18 protein-coding genes are annotated in these 25,185 nt (G+C 66.9%); 14 read left to right on the top strand and 4 right to left on the bottom strand.

The window, feature by feature from the left end; genetic code table 11:
• Positions 1-2: 2 nt before the first annotated feature.
• Positions 3-1,466, bottom strand: coding sequence for an amino acid permease (locus ACIGJD_RS18685; RefSeq protein WP_483687483.1), 1,464 nt, complete (start codon positions 1,464-1,466; stop codon positions 3-5).
• Between the two features lie 155 nt (positions 1,467-1,621).
• On the opposite strand from ACIGJD_RS18685, the gene ACIGJD_RS18690 reads away from it, so the two are divergent.
• The 4 genes from ACIGJD_RS18690 to ACIGJD_RS18705 all read left to right on the top strand — a co-directional run bounded on the left by ACIGJD_RS18690 (position 1,622) and on the right by ACIGJD_RS18705 (position 5,281).
• Positions 1,622-2,536: a LysR substrate-binding domain-containing protein gene (locus tag ACIGJD_RS18690; RefSeq protein WP_142132327.1), complete on the top strand. Its 915-nt coding sequence runs from the start codon at positions 1,622-1,624 to the stop codon at positions 2,534-2,536.
• A gap of 168 nt (positions 2,537-2,704) precedes the next feature.
• Complete coding sequence (panD, locus tag ACIGJD_RS18695) at positions 2,705-3,130, top strand: aspartate 1-decarboxylase (protein ID WP_483687484.1); 426 nt, start codon at positions 2,705-2,707, stop codon at positions 3,128-3,130.
• Positions 3,131-3,183: 53 nt separating this feature from the next.
• Positions 3,184-4,110 (top strand): AEC family transporter, encoded by a 927-nt coding sequence (locus tag ACIGJD_RS18700; protein ID WP_483687485.1) that lies wholly within the window; start codon positions 3,184-3,186, stop codon positions 4,108-4,110.
• Positions 4,111-4,147: 37 nt separating this feature from the next.
• Positions 4,148-5,281 carry an FAD-dependent oxidoreductase gene (locus ACIGJD_RS18705; RefSeq protein ID WP_483687486.1) on the top strand — a complete coding sequence of 378 codons (1,134 nt, stop codon included), beginning with the start codon at positions 4,148-4,150 and terminating at the stop codon, positions 5,279-5,281.
• On the opposite strand, the gene ACIGJD_RS18710 is transcribed toward ACIGJD_RS18705, so the two are convergent.
• Entirely contained in the window at positions 5,278-6,813 is a 1,536-nt protein-coding gene (locus ACIGJD_RS18710; protein ID WP_483687487.1) for an MFS transporter, read from the bottom strand. The genes ACIGJD_RS18705 and ACIGJD_RS18710 overlap by 4 nt on opposite strands.
• Before the next feature lies 1 nt (position 6,814).
• Positions 6,815-7,804, bottom strand: coding sequence for an LLM class flavin-dependent oxidoreductase (locus ACIGJD_RS18715; protein ID WP_483687488.1), 990 nt, complete (start codon positions 7,802-7,804; stop codon positions 6,815-6,817).
• 140 nt (positions 7,805-7,944) lie between these two features.
• Here ACIGJD_RS18715 and ACIGJD_RS18720 point away from each other — a divergent pair, with 140 nt between their 5' ends.
• Positions 7,945-8,817, top strand: coding sequence for an aldo/keto reductase (locus ACIGJD_RS18720; RefSeq protein ID WP_483687489.1), 873 nt, complete (start codon positions 7,945-7,947; stop codon positions 8,815-8,817).
• Between the two features lie 64 nt (positions 8,818-8,881).
• Entirely contained in the window at positions 8,882-9,580 is a 699-nt protein-coding gene (locus tag ACIGJD_RS18725; protein WP_483687490.1) for a type 1 glutamine amidotransferase domain-containing protein, read from the top strand.
• Between the two features lie 102 nt (positions 9,581-9,682).
• Here ACIGJD_RS18725 and ACIGJD_RS18730 read toward each other — a convergent pair whose 3' ends face one another.
• Entirely contained in the window at positions 9,683-12,016 is a 2,334-nt protein-coding gene (locus tag ACIGJD_RS18730; RefSeq protein WP_483687491.1) for a coiled-coil domain-containing protein, read from the bottom strand.
• Positions 12,017-12,277: 261 nt separating this feature from the next.
• Between ACIGJD_RS18730 and ACIGJD_RS18735 the strand changes: the two genes are divergently transcribed.
• The 8 genes from ACIGJD_RS18735 (at position 12,278) to ACIGJD_RS18770 (ending at position 25,162) form a co-directional block, all read left to right on the top strand.
• The gene (locus ACIGJD_RS18735; protein ID WP_483687492.1) at positions 12,278-13,555 is read left to right on the top strand and encodes a benzoate/H(+) symporter BenE family transporter; all 1,278 of its coding nucleotides are present in this window, start codon (positions 12,278-12,280) and stop codon (positions 13,553-13,555) included.
• A gap of 391 nt (positions 13,556-13,946) precedes the next feature.
• A complete protein-coding gene (locus ACIGJD_RS18740) occupies positions 13,947-14,561 on the top strand; it encodes a TetR/AcrR family transcriptional regulator (RefSeq protein ID WP_483687493.1) in 615 nt (204 codons plus the stop codon).
• A gap of 123 nt (positions 14,562-14,684) precedes the next feature.
• Positions 14,685-16,223, top strand: a complete 1,539-nt coding sequence (locus ACIGJD_RS18745; protein WP_483687494.1) for an aldehyde dehydrogenase family protein — start codon at positions 14,685-14,687, stop codon at positions 16,221-16,223.
• Entirely contained in the window at positions 16,224-17,864 is a 1,641-nt protein-coding gene (locus ACIGJD_RS18750) for a GMC family oxidoreductase (protein ID WP_483687495.1), read from the top strand.
• A gap of 149 nt (positions 17,865-18,013) precedes the next feature.
• On the top strand, positions 18,014-19,588 hold the full coding sequence (locus ACIGJD_RS18755) for an APC family permease (RefSeq protein ID WP_483689544.1): 1,575 nt from the start codon (positions 18,014-18,016) through the stop codon (positions 19,586-19,588).
• A 150-nt stretch (positions 19,589-19,738) separates the two neighbouring features.
• Positions 19,739-20,317: a hypothetical protein gene (locus ACIGJD_RS18760; RefSeq protein WP_483687496.1), complete on the top strand. Its 579-nt coding sequence runs from the start codon at positions 19,739-19,741 to the stop codon at positions 20,315-20,317.
• Entirely contained in the window at positions 20,314-23,163 is a 2,850-nt protein-coding gene (locus ACIGJD_RS18765; protein ID WP_483687497.1) for an ATP-binding cassette domain-containing protein, read from the top strand. The genes ACIGJD_RS18760 and ACIGJD_RS18765 overlap by 4 nt, the downstream gene beginning before the upstream one ends.
• Positions 23,164-23,527: 364 nt before the next feature.
• Positions 23,528-25,162 carry an ABC-F family ATP-binding cassette domain-containing protein gene (locus tag ACIGJD_RS18770; RefSeq protein ID WP_483687498.1) on the top strand — a complete coding sequence of 545 codons (1,635 nt, stop codon included), beginning with the start codon at positions 23,528-23,530 and terminating at the stop codon, positions 25,160-25,162.
• Positions 25,163-25,185: the final 23 nt, after the last annotated feature.

A 25,185-nucleotide genomic window follows, 5' to 3' on the forward strand; every position in this document is an offset into this window, starting at 1 on the left:
GGTTAGGCGAGCGGGCGGTGGAGGTCCGCGAGTTCCTGGTGGCGGGGGCTGTTGGGATTCATCAGCGAGTGCTTGCGGCCGTAGCCGAAGTAGATGACCAGGCCGATGATCAGCCACACCACGAACCGCAGCCAGGTTTCCCAGTGCAGCTGCAGCATCAGGAAGGCCGAGGCCAGGACGCCGAACGCAGGGATGACGGGCATGAGGGGCAGGCGGAACGTACGGGGAGCGTCCGGCCGCTTGTAGCGGAAGATGATCACGGACAGGCAGACGACGACGAACGCGGCCAGGATGCCGATGTTGGTCAGGTCCGCGACCGCCTTGATGGGGAAGACGCCGGCCAGGAACGCCGAGGCGATGCCGCCGATCCAGGTGACGCGCTGCGGGGTGCCGTGCCGGTCGGTCTTGGAGAACCAGCCGGGGAGCAGGCCGTCACGGCTCATGGAGAACCACACGCGGGTCACGCCGAGCAGGAAGGTGAGCATCACGGTGAGGATAGACAGCACGGCGAAAACCGAGATGATGGTGGCGATGACCGGCAGTCCTACCGAGGTGAAGGCGGAAGCGAAGCCGGCCTTGGGGTCGATGTCCTTGTAGTTCTGCATGCCCGTGAGGACCAGGGTGGCGGCAACATAGAGCAGCATGGCGATGATGAGCGAGAGCACGATGGCCTTGGGCATGTGCTTCTTGCCGTCCTTGGCTTCCTCGGCCGCGGTGCTCATGGCGTCGTATCCGAACACGGCGAAGAAGACGGTGGCGGAACCTGCAACAACCGGGCCGAAGCCGCTGGGCATGAACGGGTTGTAGTTGTTGGTGTCGATGTAGAACACACCGAGGCCGATGATAAAGAGGATCAGGACGATCTTGATGGCCACGGCGACGAGTTCGAACCGGCCGAACGCCTTGGTGCCGCGGGACAGGATCCACGTGACCAGGAGGCAGACCAGGATGGCGGGGATGTTGATGATGCCGCCCTTGCCTTCGTCCACCGTGGACGTCATCCAGGCAGGCATGTGGATGCCGATGCCGGACAGGAAGGCGTCAAGGTAGCCGGAGATGCCGATGGCCACCACGGCCACGATGGCGATGTATTCCAGCAGCAGGTCCCAGCCGATGAACCAGCCGATCACCTCGCCGAGCGCCACGTAGCCGTAGGTGTAGGCGGAACCGGCGCGGGGAATCATGCCTGCGAATTCCGCGTAGGACAGGGCCGCGGCCGCAGAGGCCAGGCCCGCGATGAGGAAGGAAATCAGCACCGCGGGCCCCACTCCCGGGTTGCCTTCGCTGCCGGCGGCCACCAGTCCCGCGAGGGAGAAGATGCCGACGCCGATAATGCCGCCAACGCCAATGGCGGTGAGCTGCCACAGTCCCAGGGACTTGAACAGTCCGCTGTGCTTGCTCTCTTCTTCGATGTCATCGATGGGCTTGCGCCGCATGATCGATTGGCTCAAATCTTTGGTGCTCATCAGGAACTCCTGCTTGGGGGGCGACCCCGCCGCGGCACGCCAAGGGACCTGGCTGTGACGGGGGTAACTCGATTTCAACAGTATGCGTTCGGGTTTGCGTTAGATAAAGTGACTACTTCTAACCTATATTCGTTAGTTTCAGTTAGGAATATGCCATGCTCGACGTCCGCAGGCTCCGGCTGCTCCGTGAATTAAGCATCCGGGGGACGCTGGCTGAGGTGGCGGAGGCGCTGCAGTACAGCCCGTCGTCGGTCTCGCAGCAGCTGGCCCTGCTGGAGAAGGAAGTGGGCGTGGAGCTGCTCCGCAAAACGGGGCGCCGGGTGCAGCTGACCCCGCAGGCGGAAGTGCTGGTGGCCCACACCGCCCAGCTGCTGGAAACCATGGAACAGGCGGAGGCGGATCTGGCAGCCTCGCTGACCACGGTCACGGGAACGGTGCGGATCGCCGTTTTCCAGTCCGCGGCGCTCGCCCTGATGCCGGACACCCTGACGCGGATGGCCGCCAAGTATCCCGAGGTGCGGATCGAAATGATCCAGCGCGAACCTGAAACAGCGCTGCATGAGACATGGGCCCGCGACTTCGACCTGGTCATCGCGGAGCAGTACCCCGGCCATGCGGCTCCGCGGTACCCGGAGCTGGACAAGGTGAAGCTCACCACCGATGCCATCCGGCTGGCCGTTCCCCCCGCGTCCGCCGGCAGGCCGGCCATCCGTTCTTTGGCAGACACGGCGGAGCTGTCCTGGGTGATGGAGCCGCGGGGTGCGGCATCACGGCACTGGGCGGAGCAAGCCTGCCGCAGCGAGGGGTTCGAGCCCGACGTCCGCTTTGAGACCGCCGACCTGCAGGCCCAGGCGCGGCTGATCGAGTCCGGCAATGCCGTGGCCCTGATGCCGGACCTGGTGTGGACCGGCCGCGGCACCACCGCCCAACTGCTGGAGCTTCCCGGCAAGCCGCACCGCACCATCTTCACCTCGGTCCGCCGCTCCAGCGCACAGCGTCCAGCGATCCTCGCCGCCCGGGAAACCCTTGCTGCCGCTGCCGCCGCGGTGGCAACGGACGACGCCGGGTGACCGGCCGCCGTCGTACGCCTCCTTGGCTGCGCACCCAGGGAGCTCGTGGTTCCGCAGGTGCGTCCCCTGCGCATTGACGGCCTGGCTCAAGACGCAGCCGCGTCATCTGGGGCCTGTGTTTCGTACGTCACTGCAGGTGAGGAACCGCAGGTCTAGACTGGAGCCGTTATGAATCGAACAATGTTCAAGTCCAAAATCCACCGGGCCACCGTCACGCACGCCGACCTGCACTACGTCGGCTCGGTCACCGTTGACCTCAACCTGCTCGAGGCCGCCGACATCCTTCCCGGCGAGCTGGTGTCCATCGTGGACGTCACCAATGGCGCGCGGCTTGAAACCTACACCATCGCCGGCGAACGCGGCTCCGGCGTGATTGGCATCAACGGTGCAGCGGCGCACCTGATGCACGAGAACGACATCATCATCCTGATTACCTACGCCCAGATGACCACCGAAGAGGCCAAGTCCTTCGAACCCCGCGTGGTCCATGTGGACGAGAACAACCGCGTGATCCAACTGGGCAACGATCCCGCCGAGGGTCTTACCCCTGGCGTAGTGCGCCCGCCGTTCGCGCTGAACAACGCCACCGTCTGATCCCGGAGCGTGAACTCCGGTAGACCCTTCTTCCATGCCCCGCGAGGCATCCTTTGCTAGGGGTGCTGGCCGGATTCTTCGTGGTCTGGTGCATCATCCTGGTGGGGTGGTTCGTGGGCCGGCAAAGGATCCTCGGCGACAACGCCCGGCCCGTCCTCAGCGGCCTGACCTTCTTCGTCGCCAGCCCGGCACTGCTCTTCGAAACCCTCAGTAAGGCCCGGCTGCAGGAAGTCTTCGCCGAACCGCTGCTGGTCACTGCGGTCGCAGCAATCGTTACGGCGGCCATCTTCTTCACCATCACCAGGTTTTGGCTGAAGCGGGCACTCCCGGAATCGCTGATGTCGGCGATGTCCGCCTCCCTGGCCAACTCGGCGAACCTTGGCATTCCCATTGCGGTATATGTCCTGGGTGATGCCAGCTACGTGGCCCCGCTGCTGATCTTCCAGCTGGCGTTCTTCACACCGATGTTCCTGATGATCCGTGACTCGAGCACCAGCACGCACCGCACCACCGTGCTGGGCTTTTTCCTGATGATCCTGCGCAACCCCATGATTGTGGGTTCCGGGCTGGGGCTGCTGGTGGCCGGCACAGGTTTCCACGTCCCGGAGCTGGTGATGGAGCCCATCCACCTGATTGGCGGCGCGGCAATTCCTGCCATGCTCATCGCCTTCGGTATGAGCCTGAACGGCACGCGGCCGCTGCAGTCGTCCGCCGGCCGCCGGTTGGACACCCTGCTGGCGAGCGGCTTCAAGCTTGGCGTCCAGCCGGCGCTTGCCTACCTCTTCGCCCGTTTCGCGCTGGGGATGGACGGGCATGCCCTGTTCGCCGTGGTGGTCACCTCGGCCCTGCCCACGGCGCAAAATGTCTTCGTTGCGGCCAGCCGGTACCAGACCGGCCTCACCGTGGCCAAGGACACCGTACTGATCACCACCGTAGTGGCCGTACCGGCAATGATCGGCGTCGCGCTTCTCCTGGCGTGAGGCTTTACTTGGTGAAGAACCGCAGCTTGGAGGGCTGATGAATACTGTGCTGGACACCGTGGTGATCGGCGGCGGCGCCATGGGTTCCGCGGCTGCGTGGGCGTTGTCGCGTCGCGGCCGGCAGGTGACGCTGGTGGAGCAGTCCGGGCCCGGGCACAAGATCGGCGCGTCACACGGCGCCACCCGCAACCTGAACCCGGGCTACCACCAGCCGGACTACGTGGCCATGCTGGCCGAGGGGTTGGCGCTGTGGGACGAACTGGAGCAGGAAAGTGGCGAGCAGCTGCTGGCGCGCACCGGCGTCGTCACCCACGGCCCGGGCTTTGACGCCCGGAAAATTGCGTCAGCCCTCACGGCTGCCGGGATCAGCGCCGGGCTCCTGCACCCCGCCGAAGCCGGCGAACGGTGGCGCGGCATCCGCTTCGACCAGCAGGTCCTGCACATGCCCGACGGCGGCCAGCTCAACCCGGAGGCGGCGCTGCCTGCCTTACAGCGGCTGGCGTCCGCCCGGGGCGCCGAGATCAGGCACCACACCAAAGTGGCGGGCTTCGAAGTGTTCGACGACGGCGTGCGGCTGGCACTCGAATCGGCTGCGGGAACGGAGGTGGTCACCGCAGCACAGGCGGTGGTGACGGCCGGCGGCTGGACTGAGAAGCTGTTGGCGAAGATGACAGGCAACGACGGTGACCGGATCCGGATTCCCCGCCTTCGAGTGACGCAGGAGCAGCCCGCGCATTTCCGGGTGGCGGACACCGGCGCGGTGTGGCCCGGCTTCAACCACTACCCCGGCCCGGACTACCAGGGCTGGTACTCCCCCATCTACGGCATGCAGACTCCCGGCGAAGGCATCAAAGCAGGCTGGCACGGGGTTGGCCCGGAAGTGGACCCGGACCGCCGCGACTTCCTGCCCGAACCCACGCAGCTGGCCGCACTGCAGGACTACGCCCGGCAGTGGCTGCCCGGCGTGGACGCCGATTCGTTCGAGGCCATCAGCTGCACCTACACCACCACGCCGGATGAAGACTTCATCCTGGACCGGATCGGGCCGGTAGTGATCGGCGCGGGCTTCTCCGGCCACGGCTTCAAGTTCACGCCGGTGATCGGGCGGATCCTGGCGGACCTTGCCACCGGGACCCGCCCCGCACCGTCGATTTTTCGCGCATCCCGCTAGCTGCTGAGGCCTTCTGACCGGGTGGGAACGGCTTCGCCGCTGGGAACAGCCCGCTCAGAGGACTCCGCGGCTGCCGACTCCCCGGCTGCCGCTGCCCCGTCGCCGGCCTGCTCCACCGTGTCAGCCTTGACGGCAGGCATGGTCAGCACGGCAACAACCGTCAGCAGCCCGGCTACCAGCGCGGCGAGGAAGACTGCCCCCGACGCCGAAATAACAGTGGAGGGATCGGCGTCGCCACCCGTGCTCCCGCCGTAGATGGAGTTGGCCACGGCACCAAACACGGCCACGCCCAGGGCACTGCCGATGGACCGGGCAAACATGTTGGTGCTGGTCACCACGCCGCGTTCGTGCCAGGGCACGCTGGACTGGGCGGCGATCAAGGTGGGGGTGGCCAGCAGGCCCAGGCCGAGCCCGACGATGAAGCAGCTGACTGCGATCAGCGCCACGTTGGGCGAGGAAGCCGTGAGTGACAGGATCAGCAGCCCCACTACGGAGATGGCAATGCCGATCAGCGCCGTGGGCTTGAACCCAATGCGCAGATAGAACTTGCCGGCCTGCGACGCACTGAGCGGCCACCCGAGGGTCAGGGCGGCGAGCGCCAGGCCGGCCACCAGCGGCGAGGAGGACAGCGCGCCCTCGAGGAAGGTGGGCACGTAGGACGTCAAGCCGATCATTACGGTGCCCACGCCGAAGGACGCCAGCGCGGTGGTGGCCAGCAGGCGGCGGGACACCACCCAGGCCGGGAGGATGGGCTCCGCGGCTCTGCGTTCCACCAGGAGGAATGCGGCCAGCAGGACTGCACCCACCACGAACACACCGATGCCGATGGGCGAATTCCACGCCCATGCCTGGCCGCCCTGGAGGGCGCCGAGGATGAGCAGTCCAAGTGAGCCGGCCAGCAGCACGGCGCCGGCGTAGTCCACCTTGTGCTTCTTCCGTTCCACGTTCTCGTGGAGGGTGCGGACCAGCATCCATCCGGCCAGCAGGCAGAGCGGCACGTTGACCAGGAAGATGCCGCGCCAGATGCCCAGTGCGGAGAAGACGCCGCCCAGGCTGGGACCGACAACGGAGGAGATGGCCCAGACGCTGGCCAGGTAGCCCTGGACCTTGGCGCGCTCCTGCAGGGTGTAGATGTCGCCGGCGATGGTGACGGAGACCGGCAACACCGCACCGGCGCCCAGCCCCTGGAGTGCCCGGAAGGCAATCAGGGAGGGCATGCTCCAGGCGACACCACACAGTATGGAACCCAGCAGGAACAGGCCGATGCCGGTGAGGATGATCGGCTTGCGGCCTGCCATGTCGGACAGCTTGCCGTAGATCGGCACGGACACCGCCTGCGCCAGCAGGTAGGCGGAGAAGAGCCAGGGGAAGGACGAGAACCCGCCGATGTCCCGGACGATCGACGGCACCGCCGTGGCCACGATGGTGGAGTCGATGGCCACGAGTCCCGTGGACAGCATCAGGGCAATGAGGATGGGTCCGCGTTCGGACCGGAAGCCTACGCCGTCATTGACGTTCGCCGGTTTCACCATGTCAGACCGCCACCAGCCCGGCAGCCTGCGCCAGCAGTTCGACGGACCGCAGGCGGTCCTGGGTGCCGGGGCTCTGGTGCGCCACGATGAGTTCGTCGGCGTCGGCGTGCTTGCCGAAGCTGTCCAGGTAATCGATCACGACGTCGGGTGTCCCCACCGCGGAGTACGTCATCATTTGCGCCATGTGGCGTCCCTGCGGCGAGTCCAGGATCATGTCCGCTTCGTCGTCCGTGAACTCACGGCCGCCGCCGAAGAACAGGGAGACGCGGGCGCGCTTGGTGGCCTGGAACATGGCCTGTGCTTCGGAGGCGGAGTCGGCGGCGATGACGTTGACGCCGGCGATCACGTGCGGGGCGTCCAGCTGGGCTGACGGCTTGAACTCGCGGCGGTAAATGGCCACCGCGTCCTGCAGGGCGGCCGGGGCAAAGTGCGAGGCGAAAGCGTAGGGCAGGCCCAGTTGCGCGGCCAGGCGTGCGCCGAACAGGGACGAGCCGAGGATGTAAAGCGGAACATTGGTCCCCTTGCCCGGGGTGGCCTCGACGCCCTGGATGCGGGTGGGGCCGGTCAGGTAGCCCTGCAGCTCCAGGACGTCCTGCGGGAAGCTGTCCGCGGACATCGGGTCGCGGCGCAGCGCCCGCATGGTGTTCTGGTCACTGCCCGGGGCACGGCCCAGGCCCAGGTCGATCCGGCCCGGGTGCAGGGTTTCCAGCGTGCCAAACTGTTCGGCGATGGTCAGTGGGGAATGGTTGGGCAGCATGACGCCGCCGGCACCCAGCCTGATGCTCTCGGTGTGCGCGGCCACGTGCGCGATCAGCACGCTAGTGGCGGAGGAGGCGATGGAGGACATGTTGTGGTGCTCGGCGTACCAAACGCGCCGGTAGCCCAGCTTTTCGGCGCTCTGCGCCATGGCCACGCTGCCCGCGAAGCTCTCCGCCGCCGTCTGGCCTTTGCCGATGGTTGCCAGGTCAAGGATGGAAAGGGGAAGAGTCACGTCAGTTGCGGCCTTTCAGGAACGTTTCGTAAGAATCGCCGGCCGGGTTGCGGCGGGCACTTGAGGCATAACGACGGCGAAGCCCGGCTTATTTCTGTGATGTGCGGAATACTCAGCACCCTTATGATGTTGCCGCCCCTATGAGCCATGATTCAAGGAACCAGCTGGAACTGTCCGCAACGATCGACCTCAAGGACCTGGGAACCGTGCACCGGCTCGGTTTTGGTGCCATGCGCATCGTGGGTGACGGTGTCTGGGGTGAGCCCAAGGACCGCAAGTCCGCAATCGATGTGGTGCGCCGCGCCGTCGAACTCGGCGTGGACTTCATCGACACCGCCGACTCCTATGGCCCCAACATCAGCGAGGAAATCATCGCCGAGGCCCTGCACCCCTACAAGGAGGGGCTGAAGATCGCCACCAAGGTGGGTTTCACCCGCACCGGGCCCAACAAGTGGATTCCCGTTGGCCGCCCCGAGTACCTGCGCCAGCAGACCGAACTGAGCCTGCGCAAGCTGAAGGTGGACACCCTGGACCTGCTGCAGCTGCACCGGATCGATCCCAAGGTGGACGCCGAGGAGCAGTTCGGCGTGCTGCGCGAACTCCAGGACGAAGGCAAGGTCCGCGCCCTGGGCCTGTCCCAGGTGAGCGTTGAGGAGCTGGAAGCGGCGGGCAGGCATTTCACGGTGTCCACCGTCCAGAACCGCTACAACCTGACGGACCGCAGCTCGGAGGACGTGCTGCGCTATTCCGAGGAAAACGGCATCGGCTTCATCCCGTGGGCGCCGATCTCCGCAGGCGAACTCGCGCAGCCGGGCGGCCCGCTCGATGAGGCTGCCAAGCGCCTGGGTGCCACCACCTCCCAGGTGGCACTGGCCTGGCTGCTGCGCCGCTCCCCCGTAATGATGCCCATCCCCGGAACCGGTTCCGTGCAGCACCTCGAGGAAAACATGGCCGCCGCCGGCATCACGCTCGACGACGACACGTACGCTGAGCTGGAAGCAGCCGGCAAGTAGCAAGCGGCTTCCAGCCACTCACGTCAGCAAAGACACTCACGTCAGCAAGGACAGGAGAAACACCATGGCAAACATTTTGATGGTCGTATCGGCCGCAGATTCCCTCACCATGAAGGACGGCAGCGAACACCCCACCGGCTACTGGGCAGAGGAACTGGTGGTGTCCCACCAGACCCTGACGGAAGCCGGCAACACCGTACACATCGCCACCCCGGGCGGCAGGAAGCCCACCGTGGACCAGGTGAGCCTGGCGGCCGAGTCGGCAGGCGGGGACGAGCGGGCGCAGGGGTTCAAGGACTACATCGCCAAGATCGACGGCGAGCTGGCGCACCCGCTGGTCCTGGCCGACGTCGACATCGCCTCCTACGACGCCGTGGTGATGCCGGGTGGCCACGGACCCATGGCCGACCTGTACAAGGATGCCGACCTGGGCCGGCTGCTGGTGGCAGCCAATAAGGACGGCAAGATCATTGCGCCGTTCTGCCACGGTCCCGCCGGGCTGCTGAGCGCAACGGACGACGACGGCGGGTTCGCCTTCAAGGGACGTCGCCTCACGGTATTCACCAACGAGGAGGAACTTGGCGGCGGCACCGGCGAGAACACCCCTTGGCTGGTGGAGGACGCGCTGAAGGAGAAGGGCGCCGTCGTCGAAAACGGCGCGGCCTGGTCCTCCAATGTGGTCCGGGACGGCAACCTCATCACGGGCCAGAACCCGCAGTCCAGCGAGGACGTGGCCAAGGAAGTGCTGGCCGCGCTGAGCTAGCCGGCACGTCTTTCAGGCAGTAACAGAGGGGACCAGTTCGCAAAGAACTGGTCCCCTCCTTGCGGCGCACGCCATTGGACGCCGGTCTTCATGCCTGGTTGATCAGGCGGCGCAGCCCCCGTTCGCGATGCTGGGATCGATGGCGGCGATCTGCTTCTGGATGTCCGCCAGCTGCGTTTGCAGGCCGGCCACCAGCAACTTCTGGGCCTCAGTGGCGTCCTTGTTCTGCTTCTTCTGGCCCTGGATGGCCCGAAGAGTGTCCTGCGCGGCGGTGAGCTGGTTGTCCACCGTGGTCAGCTGGCCCTGCAGGGATGCCAGGTTGGCTTCCGCAGCATTTATGTCTCCGGTAAGGCTGTTGAGCTGGTCCAACAACGGCGCCACCCGCGTCTGCAGGTCCAGGACGTTGGCTTCGGCGGCGGCAATCTGGGTATTGAGCTTTGAGATCTGGGCTACCAGGCTGTCGCCGATCTGGTTGAGCGAGTCGATTTCTGCAGTCTTTTGTGCAACGGCAGTGTTGGCGGCATCAAGGGTGGCCTGCAGTCCCGGGAGCTGGCCCTGGAGCGTAGAGATTTCCGACTGCTTGTCCTGTACGGCGGCATTCGCTGCAGTCAGTGCTGCCTGCGCGTCCGTCAATGCTGCATTTTTCGCGTCGAGGACGGCCTGCTGATCCGTGATGGCCTGCTGGGCCTGCTCCACATTGCCCTCGAGGGTGGGCAGGGCGGCTTCGAGGTCCGCCACCACCTGCTGCTGTGCCGTCACCGCGGCTGCAGCGTCTTTCGCTGCCTGTTCCAGTGCCGGGAGCTGCCCCTGCAGGGTGGTGAGCTCGGCCTGCTTGTCGGCAACAGCCGCGTTGGCCTGGTTGACGGCGTCCTGCAGCGCTGGCACCTGCGCCTTGAGGGTGGCGATGTCGTCCTGCTTTGCAGTAACCGCTGCGTTGGCGGCGTCCAACGCTGCCTGCAGCGGGGCTGCCTGCTGCTGCAGGGTGCTGCTTTCCTGCTGCTTGGCCACAAGCTGGCTGTTCAAGTCGGTGACCTGCTTCTGGAGGGTGGCCAGGTCACCCTGGAGTCCGGAAATCGTCGCGTTCTTGTCGGCAATCTGGGCGTTCACGCCATTCAACTGAACCTGGAGGGCGTCGCGCTGGGCCTGAAGCGTCCGTTTCTTACTGGAATTTCCATTGATGGCAGCAATCTGGCTGTCCAGGTCAGCGATCTGCGCAGTCAACGCGTCTTTCTGCGCCTGCAGTGCTGCAAGGTCGCTCTGGGCCTGGGCCAGCGCCGCTTGTTTCGTGACGATCTGGCTGTTCACGTTTGAGATCTGGCTCTGGAGGCTGGTGATGTCAGCGTTCACGGCGGCGATCTTGGCGTTGTTGTCGCTGACTGCCTTGGCGGCTGCCTCCGCATTGGCCTGAAGCGTGGCCAGGTCCGACTGGGCTGCGGTGATATCTGCGTTCTTGGCATCGAGTGCCGCCTTGGCAGTGGAGGCCGCGGACTGCAGGGCCGTAAGCTCCGTCTGGGCCGTGGCGATCTGATCCTTCTTACTGCTGACAGCGGCGTCCGCGGCGGCAGCGGTCTCCTGCAGTGTGGCCAGTGCGGCTTTGGCCGCATCCACCTTGTCCTGCTGCGCCTGAAGGTCCGCGACCGCGGTGGTTCCGGCAGCTTCAAGTACCTTCAGCTGATTTTCGGCGTCAGTGACTTCCGTCTGTGCAGCCTTCACGGCGTCTGCGGCCTGCTGCGCTTGAGCGGTCAGGGCCGCCAGTTGTTCCTGGGCCTGCTGGATCTGGGTTTCCTTGGCAGTGACGTCTGAAGCGGCCTGGTCCGCGGCCTGCTGCAGCCGGGAAAGCTCCGTTTGGGCAGCCGCAACCGCCGTGCTGTTGGCCACCAGTTCTGCGCCGAGCTTGTCCGCCTGGTCCTTCAAGGCGGCGGAGGCGGCCTGGGCCGCGGCGAGTTCATCCTGCAGCGGCGCCAGCTGGCCCGCCACGCTTGCCTGCTGGTTCTGTAGGTCGGCGAGGGCGGCTTCCGCTGCCGTCACCTGGGAGGCCAGGCTCGCCTGCTGGGCAGTTAGCTTGTCCACCTCCGCCTGCGCTGCTGCTTCCTGGCTGTCCAGCTGCGTCTCCTGGGCTGCAAGGTCAGCCAGCGCCTTCTCCGCGTCCGCCTTCTGTGCCGCCAGTGCATCTGCCTGGGCCTGAAGGGCAGCCTTCTCCGCCTGCCGGGCAGCAATGGCGTCGGCGTTCTTCTTGGCGGCGGCCTTCAGGAGGTTCTCCTGGACGGCGCCGCGGTGCGCCAGTTGGTTGACCACGCCGTTACAGATTCCGGGGGCCGTGCCGGTGGCTGCCATGGCGGGCTGGACCAGTACCAGGCTGGTGGTGAGCATACCGGGCAGGACCACGGCGGCGGCAATTCGCCGGGACAGGGGGGACTTGGAAGGGGAAGTGCGCATGCGAGCTCCTGATAAAGACCATTGCGGCGGACCTCTCTGGCCGCCTCACAGGCCCACCGTAGATTCCGGTGCAGGGGTAGAACACGCGTAATTACCACTTGTCTTTTTTCCCCAAGTACTCGCTTTCTGCTGGATGTGTGACAGGGCGCGCTGCCCCCTTGCCGTAGCCCAGTCCGATGACGTACCAGGCCGGAAGCGCGGGCCGGGTCCATTCAGGCACCCCGAACGCCTATACTGATGCAGCCACTGCCAGGAGCCCCTATGACGCACCCCCACCAGGATCCATCTGCCTTTGCTGAATCTGCCGTGGCTGCAGCTCCGGAACGCCTGCTGGAACGTCCCGGCGTCCGGCCCGCGGGTCCCCGCCGGATCCTCCGCGACCTGGGCCTGTCTTATGTCTCCAACGGCGCCATCGGGCTTATTTTCGCGGCCTCCGGGCCCATCGCCGTCACCCTGGCCGTCGGAACGGCGGGCGGCCTGACCCAAAGCCAGCTGTCGTCCTGGGTTTTTGGCATTCTCTTTTCCGGCGGGGCCGCCACGCTGCTGATGTCGCTCATCTACCGCCAGCCGCTAGGCTTTGCCTGGTCCATTCCGGGCACGGTACTCCTGGGACCTTCCCTCCAGCACCTGTCCTTCCCCGAAGTAGTTGGGGCGTTTTTTACGTCCGGGGTGCTGATCCTCGCCCTGGGCGCCACCGGCGTTGTGCGCAAAGCCATGGCGCTGGTGCCCATGCCGCTCGTGATGGCGATGGTTGCCGCGGTGTTCCTGAAGTTCGGTACAGACATCGTCGCCTCGACCCAGGACAACCCGGCGGTGGCAGCTCCGATGGTGGCCGCGTTCCTGGTCCTTACCGCTGTTCCACGGTTTGGCAGGTTCCTGCCGCCGGTCCTGGGCACCCTGGTGGCGGGCTGCATCGCGGTGGCGGCCAGCGGCCAGTTCAGCCTGCTGCCCGGCGGGCCGCTTCTGGCCACCCCGGTTTTCACCGCCCCTGAATTCACGTGGGCCGCCCAGCTTGAACTGGTGGTTCCGCTGGCCGTCACCGTGCTGTTCGTTCAAAACGGCCAGGGCATCGCCGTCCTCCGCGCCGCCGGCCATCAGCCGCCGGTGAATGCTTTCGCCATGGCCTCCGGTGCGTTCTCAGTGCTGAACGCCGGCTTCGGTGCCGTTTCGGCCTGCGTTACGGGCCCCACCAACGCCCTGTTGACCACGTCCGGGAAGAGGGAGCGCCAATACACGGCGGCCGTGGCGTATGGCCTGCTGGCCCTGGTGTTCGCAGCGTTTGCCCCCACCCTGACCCGGCTGATGCTGGCCGCGCCCAAGGAATTCGTCCTGGCACTGGGCGGGATCGCGATGCTGCGGGCCCTCCAGCAGGCCTTTGTCACGGCCTTCGCCAGCAGCTTCACGCTCGGTTCACTGGTGACGTTCGTGGTGACCATTTCAGGCATGAACCTCTTCAACATTCATGCAGCCTTCTGGGGGCTGGTGATCGGCTACGGGGTGTCCCGCCTGCTGGAGCGCGCGGACCACGCCCGCGTTTGAGGCGGACCGGGCGTGCGGGTGCCACAGCGCCTGGCAGGATTATTTCTGCGTCACCTCGGGTCCGGTTCAACCGCCCAGGCCAGCCTGTGCAGGAAAGTTGCTGTCCTGCTCCGAAACGCCAGCCACGCCAGCCGCTTCCACCCGGGCTTCGCGACGACCTGTGGGGCGTGCGGCAGTGCGCTGCCGCCGGCGCGGATGGCGCCCGCAAACAAGAGGGCAACGAGGCTTGCGCTTTCCATCTTTCTCCAAGCTGTACTGATAAATCCCGGGTGTACCAGTACCTTGCCCGGGAGGCGAAGGCTTCAAACACAATCAGCAGGCCGGCCGTTCCTTGAAAGTACGCGCTGGTGCGCGGTTAGGCAGGTGCAGTGATAGGCAATAGTCTGGCCAGATGGGGACCAGTGCCGTGAACTCCGGCGAACAGACTGACAGGCAATCGCGCATCCTTGACGCAGCGATGGAACTGCTGTCCCGTCACGGCATCGCGGGAGTGAGCATGCGATCCGTGGCGCGCGAGGCGGGCGTGGCACTGGGACTGGTCAATTACTACTACGACGACAAAACCACCCTGATCCGGGCAGCCCTGGGCAGGGTGGATGAGCACGATCTCCTGCTCGTCGCGCCGGACCCGTCGGTGTCCCCCGATGAGCAACTTCGGAGGGCGCTCCATCGAGTGGCAGCCGCCGACCTGCTCACCACCCGCTACCTTTCCCTGCGCCTTCACCTTTGGGCCCTGGCCCAGGCGGACGAGGATTACGCGCAGATCAACGCCGCTGCCTTTGACCGGTACATCGACGGGCTCGCGGCGCTGGTGTCCAGTGCCAAGCCGGAGCTGCCATGGAACGAGTGCAGGGAGAGGGCTTCGGACATCGTCGTTATCCAGAACGGCATGTGGCTGACGGCGCTGCTCGGGGTGGACAAAGCCTCCATTCAACGAAGCATCACTCGGACGGAAGAGATCGCCTTCGCGCCAATCAACGAGCCCGGCCGGGGCGAAAGCGGCTAAAACGCCGGGCCGGACCAGGGTGGAGGCCTTTACCGCAAGGCAACCGTAGCTCCATCAACGTCGTTGAACAAGTGTTCAAGAAATCTATTGAACACTTGTTCAACGTGCATTACTGTCCTCGGTATGACTTACGCCACATCAACGCAGGACCCCGTCCTTGCCGTCGAAACCGATACAGCGTCCACCCTGTTCATCAACGGCAAGTGGGAGCCGGCGTCCTCCGGCGCCGTGCGCGAAATCCGCAATCCGGCCGATGGCGAACTGGCCGCCATCGTCTCCGAAGCCGGCCGCGATGACGCCGAGCGCGCCATCGCCGCGGCCCGCACCGCCTTCGACTCCGGCGTCTGGTCCGACGTCCCGGCACCGGAGCGCGGCACCTTCCTCCTGAAGGTTGCCGCCGGGCTCCGCGAGCGCCGGGAAGAGTTCGCCCGTGCCGAATCGCTGGATACCGGCAAGCGGATGGTGGAAAGCCGCATCGACATGGACGACATCGCCGCCTGCTTCGAGTACTTCGGCAGGCTCGCCGGGCAGCAGGCCGGCCGCGTGGTGGACGCCGGCGATCCCGCCGTCGTGAGCCGGATCGTCTACGAACCCGTGGGCGTGTGCGGCCTCATCACCCCATGGAACTACCCCCTCCTCCAGACCGCGTGGAAGATCGCCCCGGCCCTCGCTGCCGGCTGCACCTTCGTCCTCAAGCCCTCCGAGCTCACCCCGTCCACCAGCATCCTGGCCATGCAGCTGCTGCAGGACCTCGGCCTGCCGGCCGGCGTCGCCAACCTCGTCACCGGCACCGGCCCGGAGGCGGGCGCACCGCTTTCGGAACACCCCGCCGTCGACCTCATCTCCTTCACCGGCGGCCTGGAAACCGGCAAGCGCATCGCCGCGGCCGCTGCCGGGACCGTCAAGAAGGTGGCGCTGGAGCTTGGCGGGAAGAACCCGAACGTTATCTTCGCGGACGCCGACTTCGACGCCGCCGTCGACAATGCCCTCAACGGCGCATTCGTCCACTCCGGGCAGGTCTGCTCCGCCGGCGCCCGGCTGGTGGTGGAGGAATCCATCGCCGAACGCTTCGTGGATGAACTGGTCCGCCGCGCCAAGGACATCCGGATCGGCGGCCCCTTCGACGAGGACGCCGAGACCGGCCCGCTGATCTCCGCCGCCCACCGGGACAAGGTGGACGCCTACGTCCAGCGCGGGATCGCGGAGGGCGCGCGGCTCCGGACCGGCGGCGCGGCACCGGAAGGGGAAAAGTACGACGCCGGCTTCTACTACCAGCCGACCATCCTGGACCAGGTGCAACGCGGGATGTCCGTGGTCACCGACGAGGCGTTCGGCCCGGTGGTCACGGTGGAAACCTTCCGCACCGAGGACGAGGCAGTGGCCACTGCCAACGACACCATCTACGGCCTGGCCGGCGCCGTCTGGACCCAGGACGCCGGCAAGGCGCAGCGGGTGGCGTCCCGGCTCCGGCACGGCACCATCTGGATCAACGACTACCACCCCTACCTCCCCCAGGCCGAGTGGGGCGGCTTCGGCCAGTCCGGCGTCGGCCGCGAGCTGGGCCCCACGGGCCTGGCCGAATACCAGGAAGCCAAGCACATCTACCAGAACACCAGCCCACAGGTCACCGGCTGGTTCGCTGACCACAGCAAGGAGAACTAGATGCACTACGACAACATCGAGGACGTGAGCGACCGCGGGTTCGACTACGTCGTGATCGGCGGCGGGTCCGCCGGGGCCGCCGTGGCAGCACGGCTCAGCGAGGATCCGGAGGTGACCGTGGCCCTCGTCGAGGCGGGCCCGGACGACCGGAACATCCCCGAGATCCTGCAGCTGGACCGCTGGATGGAACTGCTGGAATCGGGCTACGACTGGGATTACCCCATCGAGCCGCAGGAGAACGGCAACTCCTTCATGCGCCACGCCCGTGCCAAGGTGATGGGCGGCTGCTCCAGCCACAACTCCTGCATCGCCTTCTGGGCCCCGCGCGAGGACCTGGACGAATGGGAATCCAAGTACGGCGCCACCGGCTGGAACGCCGCCAACGCCTGGCCGCTGTACAAGCGGCTGGAAACCAATGAGGACGCCGGCCCGGACGCACCCCACCACGGGGACTCCGGCCCCGTGCACCTGATGAACGTGCCCCCGGCGGATCCTGCCGGCGTCGCGCTTCTGGACGCCTGCGAGCAGGCGGGCATCCCGCGGGCGAAGTTCAACACCGGCACCACCGTGGTCAACGGCGCCAACTTCTTCCAGATCAACCGCCGCGCGGACGGCACCCGCTCCTCCAGCTCGGTCTCCTACATCCACCCCATCGTGGACCGCCCCAACTTCACCCTGCTGACCGGGCTGCGCGCCCGCCAGCTGGTGTTTGACGCGGACAAGCGCTGCACCGGTGTGGACGTGGTGGACGGCGCGTTCGGCCGCACCCACCGGCTCACCGCCCACCGCGAAGTCGTCGTGTCCACCGGCGCCATCGACTCCCCCAAGCTGCTGATGCTCTCCGGCATCGGCCCGGCAGAGCACCTGGCCCGGCACGGCATCGAGGTGCTGGTGGACTCCCCCGGCGTCGGTGAGAACCTGCAGGACCACCCGGAGGGCGTGGTGCAGTTCGAGGCCAAGCAGCCCATGGTGCAGACCTCCACCCAGTGGTGGGAGATCGGCATCTTTACGCCCACCGAGGACGGCCTGGACCGGCCCGACCTGATGATGCACTACGGCTCCGTCCCGTTCGACATGAACACCCTGCGGCACGGCTACCCCACCACGGAAAACGGCTTCAGCCTCACCCCCAACGTCACGCACGCCCGCTCCCGCGGCACCGTGCGCCTGCGCAGCCGCGACTTCCGCGACAAGCCGATGGTGGATCCGCGCTACTTCACGGACCCGGACGGCCATGACATGCGCGTCATGGTGGCCGGTATCCGCAAGGCCCGCGAGATCGCCGCCCAGCCCGCCATGGCGGAGTGGACCGGCCGGGAGCTGTCGCCCGGCGTCGAGGCGCAGTCGGATGAGGAACTGCAGGACTACATCCGCAAGACCCACAACACCGTCTACCACCCGGTGGGCACGGTCCGCATGGGAGCGGACGACGACGGGATGTCACCTTTGGACGCCGAGCTGCGGGTCAAGGGTGTCACCGGCCTCCGGGTCGCCGATGCGTCCGTCATGCCTGAACACGTCACCGTCAATCCCAACATCACCGTCATGATGATCGGCGAGCGCTGCGCTGATTTGATTAAGGCGGACTACGCCGGCACCGACGCCCTGGAAGAGAAGGAGCTCAGCACGTCCCTCGCCTAAGCGGCGGGTCATCCCGGGGGCCGCGTTCCCAACAGCGCCGGCCCCCGCAGAACGTTTATCTCGCCGCACCCCAGGGCGGCCGTTCCCATCGTGCTTTTCTGAACTAGGAGTCCATATTGGAACCCAGCAAGAGTATTGATTCAAGCGGCATGGACGAATTCGGCTACACCCAGACGCTGGATCGGAGCATCGGCAAGTTTGCCAGCTTCGCCGCGGGTGTCAGCTACATCTCCATCCTCACCGGTGTTTTCCAACTGTTCTACTTCGGTTTTTCCATGGCCGGCCCGGCGTACGCCTGGTCCTGGCCCATCGTGTTCGTTGGCCAGCTGATGGTGGCCCTGTGTTTCGCCGAACTGGCAGGCCGTTACCCGGTGGCCGGTTCCGTCTACAACTGGGCCAAGCGGCTCGCGTCCGGAACCTCGTCCTGGCTCGCCGGCTGGCTGCTGCTGCTGTCCTCCATCATGGCGTTGGGCTCCGTGGCCCTGGCCCTGCAGATCACCCTGCCGCAGCTGTGGTCCGGCTTCCAGTTCGTCGGTGACGGCACCGGGCCGTACGACTTCGCCATGAACGGCGTGGTCCTGGCCACCATCATGATCACCATCTCCACCCTCATCAACGCGTTCGGCGTGAAGCTGATGACCCGGATCAACAGCATCGGCGTGTTCGTGGAGCTCATCGCCGCCGTCCTGCTGATCCTCGCGCTCGGCTGGCACGTGGTCCGCGGACCGGAGGTCTTCTTCCAGACCAACGGTTTCGGTGAAGGCCAAGACCTTGGCTTCTTCGGCGTCTTCCTGATCGGCGCCATGGCCTCCGGCTACGTCATGTACGGCTTCGACACGGCCAGCTCGCTGGGCGAGGAAACCAAGGACCCCAAGAAGACCGCTCCCAAGGCCATCCTGCGCGCCGTCACGGCTTCCTTCCTTCTGGGCGGGGGAATCCTGCTCTTCGGCATCCTGGCAGCACCGGACCTCGCGGACCCGCAGATCGGCTCCCCCGACGGCGGCCTGCAGCACATTGTGCTCTCCGTCCTGGGCGGCCCGTTCGGCAAGGCCTTCCTGGCCTGCATCGTGGTTGCCGTGGTGGTCTGCACCCTGGCTGTCCACGCCGCCGCCATCCGCATGATGTTCGCCATGGCCCGCGACAACAACCTGCCCTTCAGCCGGCAGCTGAGCAAGGTGGACCCGGTCCGCCGGACCCCCACGGTCGCCGCGATCGTCATCGGCGTCATGGCCGTCATCCCGTTGCTGGTCAACGTCATGCAGCCGGCCATCTTCACCATCCTGTCCAGCATCAGCATCGTGCTGATCTACCTGTCCTACCTCCTGGTCACGGTCCCGCTGCTGCGCAAGCGGCTGCTGAAGAAGTGGCCCCTGATCGCGGACGGTTCCGAGCCCGGGTTCTCCATGGGCAAGTGGGGCCTTCCCGTGAACATCGTCGCCGTCCTGTGGGGCGCCGCCATGACCATCAACCTCGTGTGGCCGCGCCCGGAGATCTACAACTCGGTGCCGCCGTTCGAGTGGTACCTGCAGTGGGGCGGCGTGATGTTCGTGGCCGCCGTGGTGGTCGGCGGCACCCTGCTCTACCGCCTGAAGATCCGCCACCAGACCGGGGTGCTCGCCGAGCACGCCGCAGCCGTGGCCGCCCACCCGGCGTCCAATGACCCGCGGTATGACGCACCGGAGGAGGCAGTACCCGCCAACGCCGTCCTGGCAACCGAAGGCTAGCAACGCTTCACCTATAGGGGCCGACGCCGGCACTCACTCGAGTGCCGACGTCGGCCCCTTGGCGTCCCCGCCACGCGCCCATATTGAGAACCGGCGTCACACAACGGAACGGCCATCCGCTCCGGGGCGCCCACGCCCTACCCTTGACAGGTGACATTGACTACACTTCGCACCGCGTCCGCGGGCTCCCTGGCCGCCGCCGGCCTCCTGCTTACCCTCGCCGCCTGTTCCACGCCGGCCGCCAACTCCCCAAGTTCCTCCGCCCCGGCATCTTCCGCAACTGCTTCATCGAGCGCCAGCGCTTCGTCCACTGCTTCCGCCAGCGCCGGCCCCTGCTCGGGCGTGAAGGTCATCGTCGATTCGGGCGCCCTGAAGCAGTCCGCCGCCGACACCTCCTCTTGCGTGTCCGTGGACGGCCCCACTCTGGCATCGGACGTGCTGGGCAAAGCCAACGTGAAGATCGAGGGCACCGCCAAGTACCCCACGAGCTTCGCGTGCCGCGTCAACGGCGTGCCCGCTGCGGACTTCGACATCAAGCACAAGGGTGGCACTACCCGCGAAGCGTGCGATGACAAGAACACGGTCTCGTATTGGGCCCTCTGGGTGAAGCCCGCCGCCGGCACGTGGGCCTACGCGCAGGAAGGCCTGGACAGCCTCAAGCTCAACCCCGGCGAGAGCCTTGAACTGCTCTACACCGTGGACAACGAACCGGCAGCACCCGCGTCATGACCTTCCGGCCCGCGCCGTTGCGCGCAGCAGCGGTTCTCGCTGCTGTGTTCATCGCGGCGCGGGTCGCCTACCGGGTCCTCTTCAATGGAGCGGCCACCGGCGCCCCGGTCCTCCTGAACCTGCCGCCGCTGCGGCTTCCCGCCCCGTACGCCCATGTGGTGTTTTTGGGCCCGGTCACCGCGCCGGGGCTGTGGGCGGCAGTGTTGTCCGCCCTGCCGATCGCACTCACCATCCTGGGGTTCGGCATGCTCAATGCCTGGGTGGATGTGTCCCGCGGCTTCGTCCGGCTGGCCCGCGGCGGACCCCTGCAGGGTGTGGCCCGCATGCTGGTGGTGGCGTGGGCGGCGCTCCCCGCGCTGGCCGACGCCGTGGCCTCCATGCGCCTGGCCTTCCGGCTCCGCGGCGAACGCTTCGGCCCCCGCGCCCTGGTTCCCATCCTCGAACGCACCCTGGAACACGCCGGCCGCATTGCCGCGGCCCTGGAGCTGCGCGGCTTCGGCAGCCGGGCATCCCGCCAAGGACACCACGACGACGGCGGCCCGCTTCAGGTGCGCGACGTAAAGTTCCGCATCGCTGACGCGCGCATCCAGGTTGATTCGTTTGCACCGCCGGCCGGGTCCGTCGCGGTGATCACCGGGCCCACGGGCTCCGGCAAGTCCACCATCCTGCGCGGCCTCGCGGGCCTCCTTTCCCACGTGGACGGAGGGGAGCTTTCCGGCACCGTACAGATTGCCGGGACGGACCGCGCCTCCGCTCCCCCGCGTGATACCGCGGACTTGGTGGGCGTCGTCCTGCAGAACCCACGGGCCGCCTTCGCCACCACCCGAGTCGGGGACGACATCGCCCTGGCCCTTGAACTCCGTGGCGTGCCCTCCACTGCCGTGAAGGCCCGGGTACGGGAGGTGGCCGACAGGATCGGGGTCGCGGCGCTGCTGGACCGGAACGTCAGCACCCTTTCTGCAGGTGAGGCAACGCTCGTTGCTATCGCCGCCGCCGTCGTGGATAACCCGCAGCTGCTCCTGGTGGATGAGCCCCTGGCCGACCTTGATGCCGCACACCGCCGCCGCGTCATTTCCGTGCTAGACGCCCTGGCCCGCGAACACGGCGTGTGCGTCATCGTGGCCGAACACCGGGCGGCGGCGCTGGTTCCCGTGGCTGATTCCTGGTGGGCCATCGACGGCGGCGCGCTGGTGCCGGGCGCCCCTCCCTCCCCAGCAACTCCCGCCGAGGCCCGGCCAGCGGCCGTTCCGGATCCCGGTCGCGCCCCTGTGCTGACGGCAACCCACCTTGAGGTGCGTCGGAAGGGCGTACCGCTGGTCCGCGACGCCTCGCTGGCCCTGCACCACGGCGAGATCGTGGCGCTGGTGGGACCGAACGGGGCCGGGAAGTCGTCCCTGCTGGTGGCGCTGGCCCTGGGTGAAGGTACCGGCGCAACGTCCGACGGCGGCCGGGTCGCCCTGGTGCCGGACGCGTCGGACGACCTCTTCACCAGGGACACGGTAACGGGCGAGCTGCGGTCGGCGGAGCGGCGGCAGGCGCGGCGGAACAAGGGCACAGCGGTTACTGCCGGTACCGCGGCGGCACGGCTGTCCCGGCTGCGGGGAGGCAGCAGCATTCCCGTCGGGAACGGGCATCCGCGGGACCTCTCCGCCGGCGAACGCAGAATCCTGGCCATCACCCTGCAGACGATGGATGACCCGGATGTACTGCTCATCGACGAACCCACGCGCGGGCTCGATCCTACCGCACGGACTGCGGTGGCCGCGGCGCTGCGGGCTGCGGCGGAGGATGGCACGGCGGTCCTGATTGCCACGCACGACCTCGACTTCGCCTCCAGCCTGGGTGCCCGGATTCTGCCGATGCGGGATGGTGTGGCCCCGTCACCGGAACTGGAACGCGTCCAGGAAGCATTCATTCCCGCGCCGCCCCGGCCTGCCGTTGCCCGTCCAGCACCAGCGGCTGTCCAGTCGCAGGCTGTCATTGAAACTGCCCAGAAACCCCACCGCTTCCGGATGCCGCGGGGCGCCGAACTCACAGTCCTCGCCGCCGCCAACGTTCTCGCCCTCGCGGCATTCTGCTGGCCGCTGCTTGCCGCGGCACTCCCGCAGGACGCTGCCGCCGCAACCCCCTACATCGCCCTGGCAATTGCACCCGTGGCCGCGGTCGCCGTCGTGCTTTCGCTGGACGGATCGGTGCGCTCGGCACATACGGTGGCGCTGCTCGGCGTGCTGGCTGCCGTCGGTTCCGCCGTGCGGGTGGCGAGCACCGGCGTCGGCGGCGTGGAGGCGGTGTTCATCCTATTGATCCTGGCCGGCCGTGCGTTCGGTGCGCGGTTCGGGCTGCTGCTCGGAGCCGCCACGATTGCCGTCTCCAGTGCGCTGTGGGGCGGGATCGGGCCGTGGACGCCGTTCCAGATTTTCGCCTGCGCGTGGGTGGGCGCGGGCGCCGGGCTGCTTCCCCGCCGGGTACGCGGCAGGGCAGAACTGTGGATGCTGGCGGCCTACGGCGTCGTGGCGTCCTACGTGTTCGGGCTGCTGCTGAATCTGTGGTTTTGGCCCTTCGCCGTGGGCGCCGGAACGGGCATTTCCTACGTGCCCGGCGCACCGCTGGCCACCAACCTCAGCAGCTTCCTGCTCTACTCGCTGCTGACGTCGACGGCGGGCTGGGACACCCTGCGCGCCATCACAACGGTGATCGGCATCGCCGTGGTGGGCCGGGCCGTGCTCGCCTCGCTGCGGCGGGTGAAGCCGGTGTCCGGAGCTACGCCCACTACCAGCGGACGGTCCCGGCACGCCGGGCAGGGCGAATCGGTGCCCAGGGAATCGGCCGACGCCCACCGGTGCTGACGGGTTGCCTTCCGGTACTGAATTTGTGACACTGATGTCCTCTGTTCCCCAGTGTTAGGCAATCTTGTGACGGGCATTTCAGGTTTCGCGACGCAGTCCGCGCGCTGACACTTCCCTGATGCCCTAAGGGCCCGGCAGGTCTCAGCGCTTCTACCGCTGAAACCACCCGGAGCCCGATGCCAATCCATGGCGTTCTTTGCCCTGCACTGATTTCCCGCCACCCTGCACAGCCTGGTGCTTATCCCCGCGCGCCCTGGCCGGCTTCCGTGGCAGCCCGTCCCCCGTAGGACTTCCCGCGCGTTCCACACCTGACCTTTTTGGCGAACCGCGGCCCGGCCGCCCGGCATCTTCTATTGGGAGCACCATGCCTACATCACATACTCCATCCGTCGTCCTCACGGACGTCCATTTCCAGTGGCCGGACGGCTCACCGGCGCTGTCCGGGATCTCCGGCAGTTTCGGGCCGGGAAAAACCGGGCTGGTGGGAACCAACGGTTCCGGAAAATCCACCCTGCTACGCCTGATAGCAAGGACGTTCGCGCCCACCGCCGGCACCATCTCCACCGGAGGCGACGTTGGCTACCTGCCTCAGACCCTGACGCTGCGCCGCGATGCCACGCTGATGGAACTGCTGGGAATCAAGGACAAGGTCACCGCCCTGCGCGCCATCGAATCCGGAGATGCCGCAGTGGAGCACTTCGACGTCCTCGGTGACGACTGGGACATCGAAGCCCGCGCTGGTGAAGCGCTGCAGGATATCGGGCTCTCCGGGGCCGGGCTTGACCGGAGCGTGGGTGAGTTGTCCGGCGGGGAGGCGATGCTGGCCGCCATCAGCGGGCTGAGGATCCGGCGGACTCCCATCACGCTGCTGGATGAACCGACCAACAACCTGGACCGGGATGCCCGTTCGGCACTTGGCCGGATGCTGGGTGATTGGCCGGGAAGCCTGCTGGTGGTCAGCCACGACCTTGCGCTGCTGGAGCTTATGGACGAAACGGCAGAGCTGTTTGAGGGAGGGCTGACGGTGTTCGGCGGACCCTACAGCGGATGGCGGGACTACCTGGATGAACAGCAGGCCGCCGCGGTGCAGGCCACCCGTTCGGCCGAACAGCAGGTGAAGAAGGAAAAGCGCCAGAAGCAGGAGGCGGATACGAAGCTGGCCAGCCGGGCCAGGACAGGCCAGAAGAGCTACGAGAACAAGAAGGGGTCCAAAATCCTGATGAACCAACGGGCCTCCGACGCCCAGGTGGCGGCAGGAAAAATGCGCTCCGGAATGGATTCCAGGGTGCAGGCGGCCCAGGATGCCTTGGACGCCGCTGCTTCCCGGGTGCGCGAGGAGGAACGGATATCGGTGGATCTTCCCGACCCGCAGGTTCCGCGCAGCCGGCGGATCGCGGAACTGTGGGGCACCAATCGTTCCTTCCTGGTGCAGGGCCCCGAACGTGTGGCGATCATTGGCCCAAACGGAGCCGGCAAGACCACGCTCCTCGAGAAGCTGGTGGGCAGCCTTCCGTGCGCCGACGGTGAAGCCGGCGGCAGCCTGCTGACGGACCAGGCCGGGTACCTGCGCCAGCGGCTCGATGGGCTCAGGGAAGAGGCCACCACGCTCGAAAACGTCCAGGACGCCGCTCCGGCGGTGCCTCCCGGTGATATCCGGAACCGGCTGGCACGGTTCCTCCTGCGCGGCGACAGCGTAAACCGGCCGGTGCGGACGCTCTCCGGCGGTGAACGGTTCCGGGTCTCCCTGGCCAGGCTGCTGTTCGCGGACCCGCCCGCGCAGGTGCTGATCCTGGACGAGCCAACCAACAACCTGGACCTTCGCAGCGTTGACCAGTTGGTGGAGTCTCTCGCTGCGTATCGGGGTGCCGTGGTTGTGGTCAGTCACGATGACGCGTTCCTGGACCGGCTGGACCTGGACCTCATCCTCAGCCTGGACCGCGACGGTTCGTTGACCCAGCTGGCCTCGCTGCCGGGCACCTCCGTGCCGGGCGGGGAATGACAGGAAACGGCCCCGGAGTGACA

The sequence above is a fragment of the Arthrobacter sp. E1SS-5 genome (assembly GCF_057073715.1).

Excerpts from the sequence above, each read along its gene's own strand:
- ACIGJD_RS18705 (WP_483687486.1), top strand. The coding sequence starts at position 4,148 with ATGAATACTGTGCTGGACACCGTGGTGATCGGCGGCGGCGCCATGGGT.
- panD (WP_483687484.1), top strand. The coding sequence starts at position 2,705 with ATGAATCGAACAATGTTCAAGTCCAAAATCCACCGGGCCACCGTCACG.
- ACIGJD_RS18735 (WP_483687492.1), top strand. The coding sequence starts at position 12,278 with ATGACGCACCCCCACCAGGATCCATCTGCCTTTGCTGAATCTGCCGTG.
- ACIGJD_RS18725 (WP_483687490.1), top strand. The coding sequence starts at position 8,882 with ATGGCAAACATTTTGATGGTCGTATCGGCCGCAGATTCCCTCACCATG.
- ACIGJD_RS18740 (WP_483687493.1), top strand. The coding sequence starts at position 13,947 with ATGGGGACCAGTGCCGTGAACTCCGGCGAACAGACTGACAGGCAATCG.
- ACIGJD_RS18685 (WP_483687483.1), bottom strand. The coding sequence starts at position 1,466 with ATGAGCACCAAAGATTTGAGCCAATCGATCATGCGGCGCAAGCCCATC.
- ACIGJD_RS18750 (WP_483687495.1), top strand. The coding sequence starts at position 16,224 with ATGCACTACGACAACATCGAGGACGTGAGCGACCGCGGGTTCGACTAC.
- ACIGJD_RS18755 (WP_483689544.1), top strand. The coding sequence starts at position 18,014 with ATGGACGAATTCGGCTACACCCAGACGCTGGATCGGAGCATCGGCAAG.
- ACIGJD_RS18720 (WP_483687489.1), top strand. The coding sequence starts at position 7,945 with ATGAGCCATGATTCAAGGAACCAGCTGGAACTGTCCGCAACGATCGAC.
- ACIGJD_RS18690 (WP_142132327.1), top strand. The coding sequence starts at position 1,622 with ATGCTCGACGTCCGCAGGCTCCGGCTGCTCCGTGAATTAAGCATCCGG.
- ACIGJD_RS18770 (WP_483687498.1), top strand. The coding sequence starts at position 23,528 with ATGCCTACATCACATACTCCATCCGTCGTCCTCACGGACGTCCATTTC.
- ACIGJD_RS18745 (WP_483687494.1), top strand. The coding sequence starts at position 14,685 with ATGACTTACGCCACATCAACGCAGGACCCCGTCCTTGCCGTCGAAACC.
- ACIGJD_RS18710 (WP_483687487.1), bottom strand. The coding sequence starts at position 6,813 with ATGGTGAAACCGGCGAACGTCAATGACGGCGTAGGCTTCCGGTCCGAA.
- ACIGJD_RS18730 (WP_483687491.1), bottom strand. The coding sequence starts at position 12,016 with ATGCGCACTTCCCCTTCCAAGTCCCCCCTGTCCCGGCGAATTGCCGCC.
- ACIGJD_RS18765 (WP_483687497.1), top strand. The coding sequence starts at position 20,314 with ATGACCTTCCGGCCCGCGCCGTTGCGCGCAGCAGCGGTTCTCGCTGCT.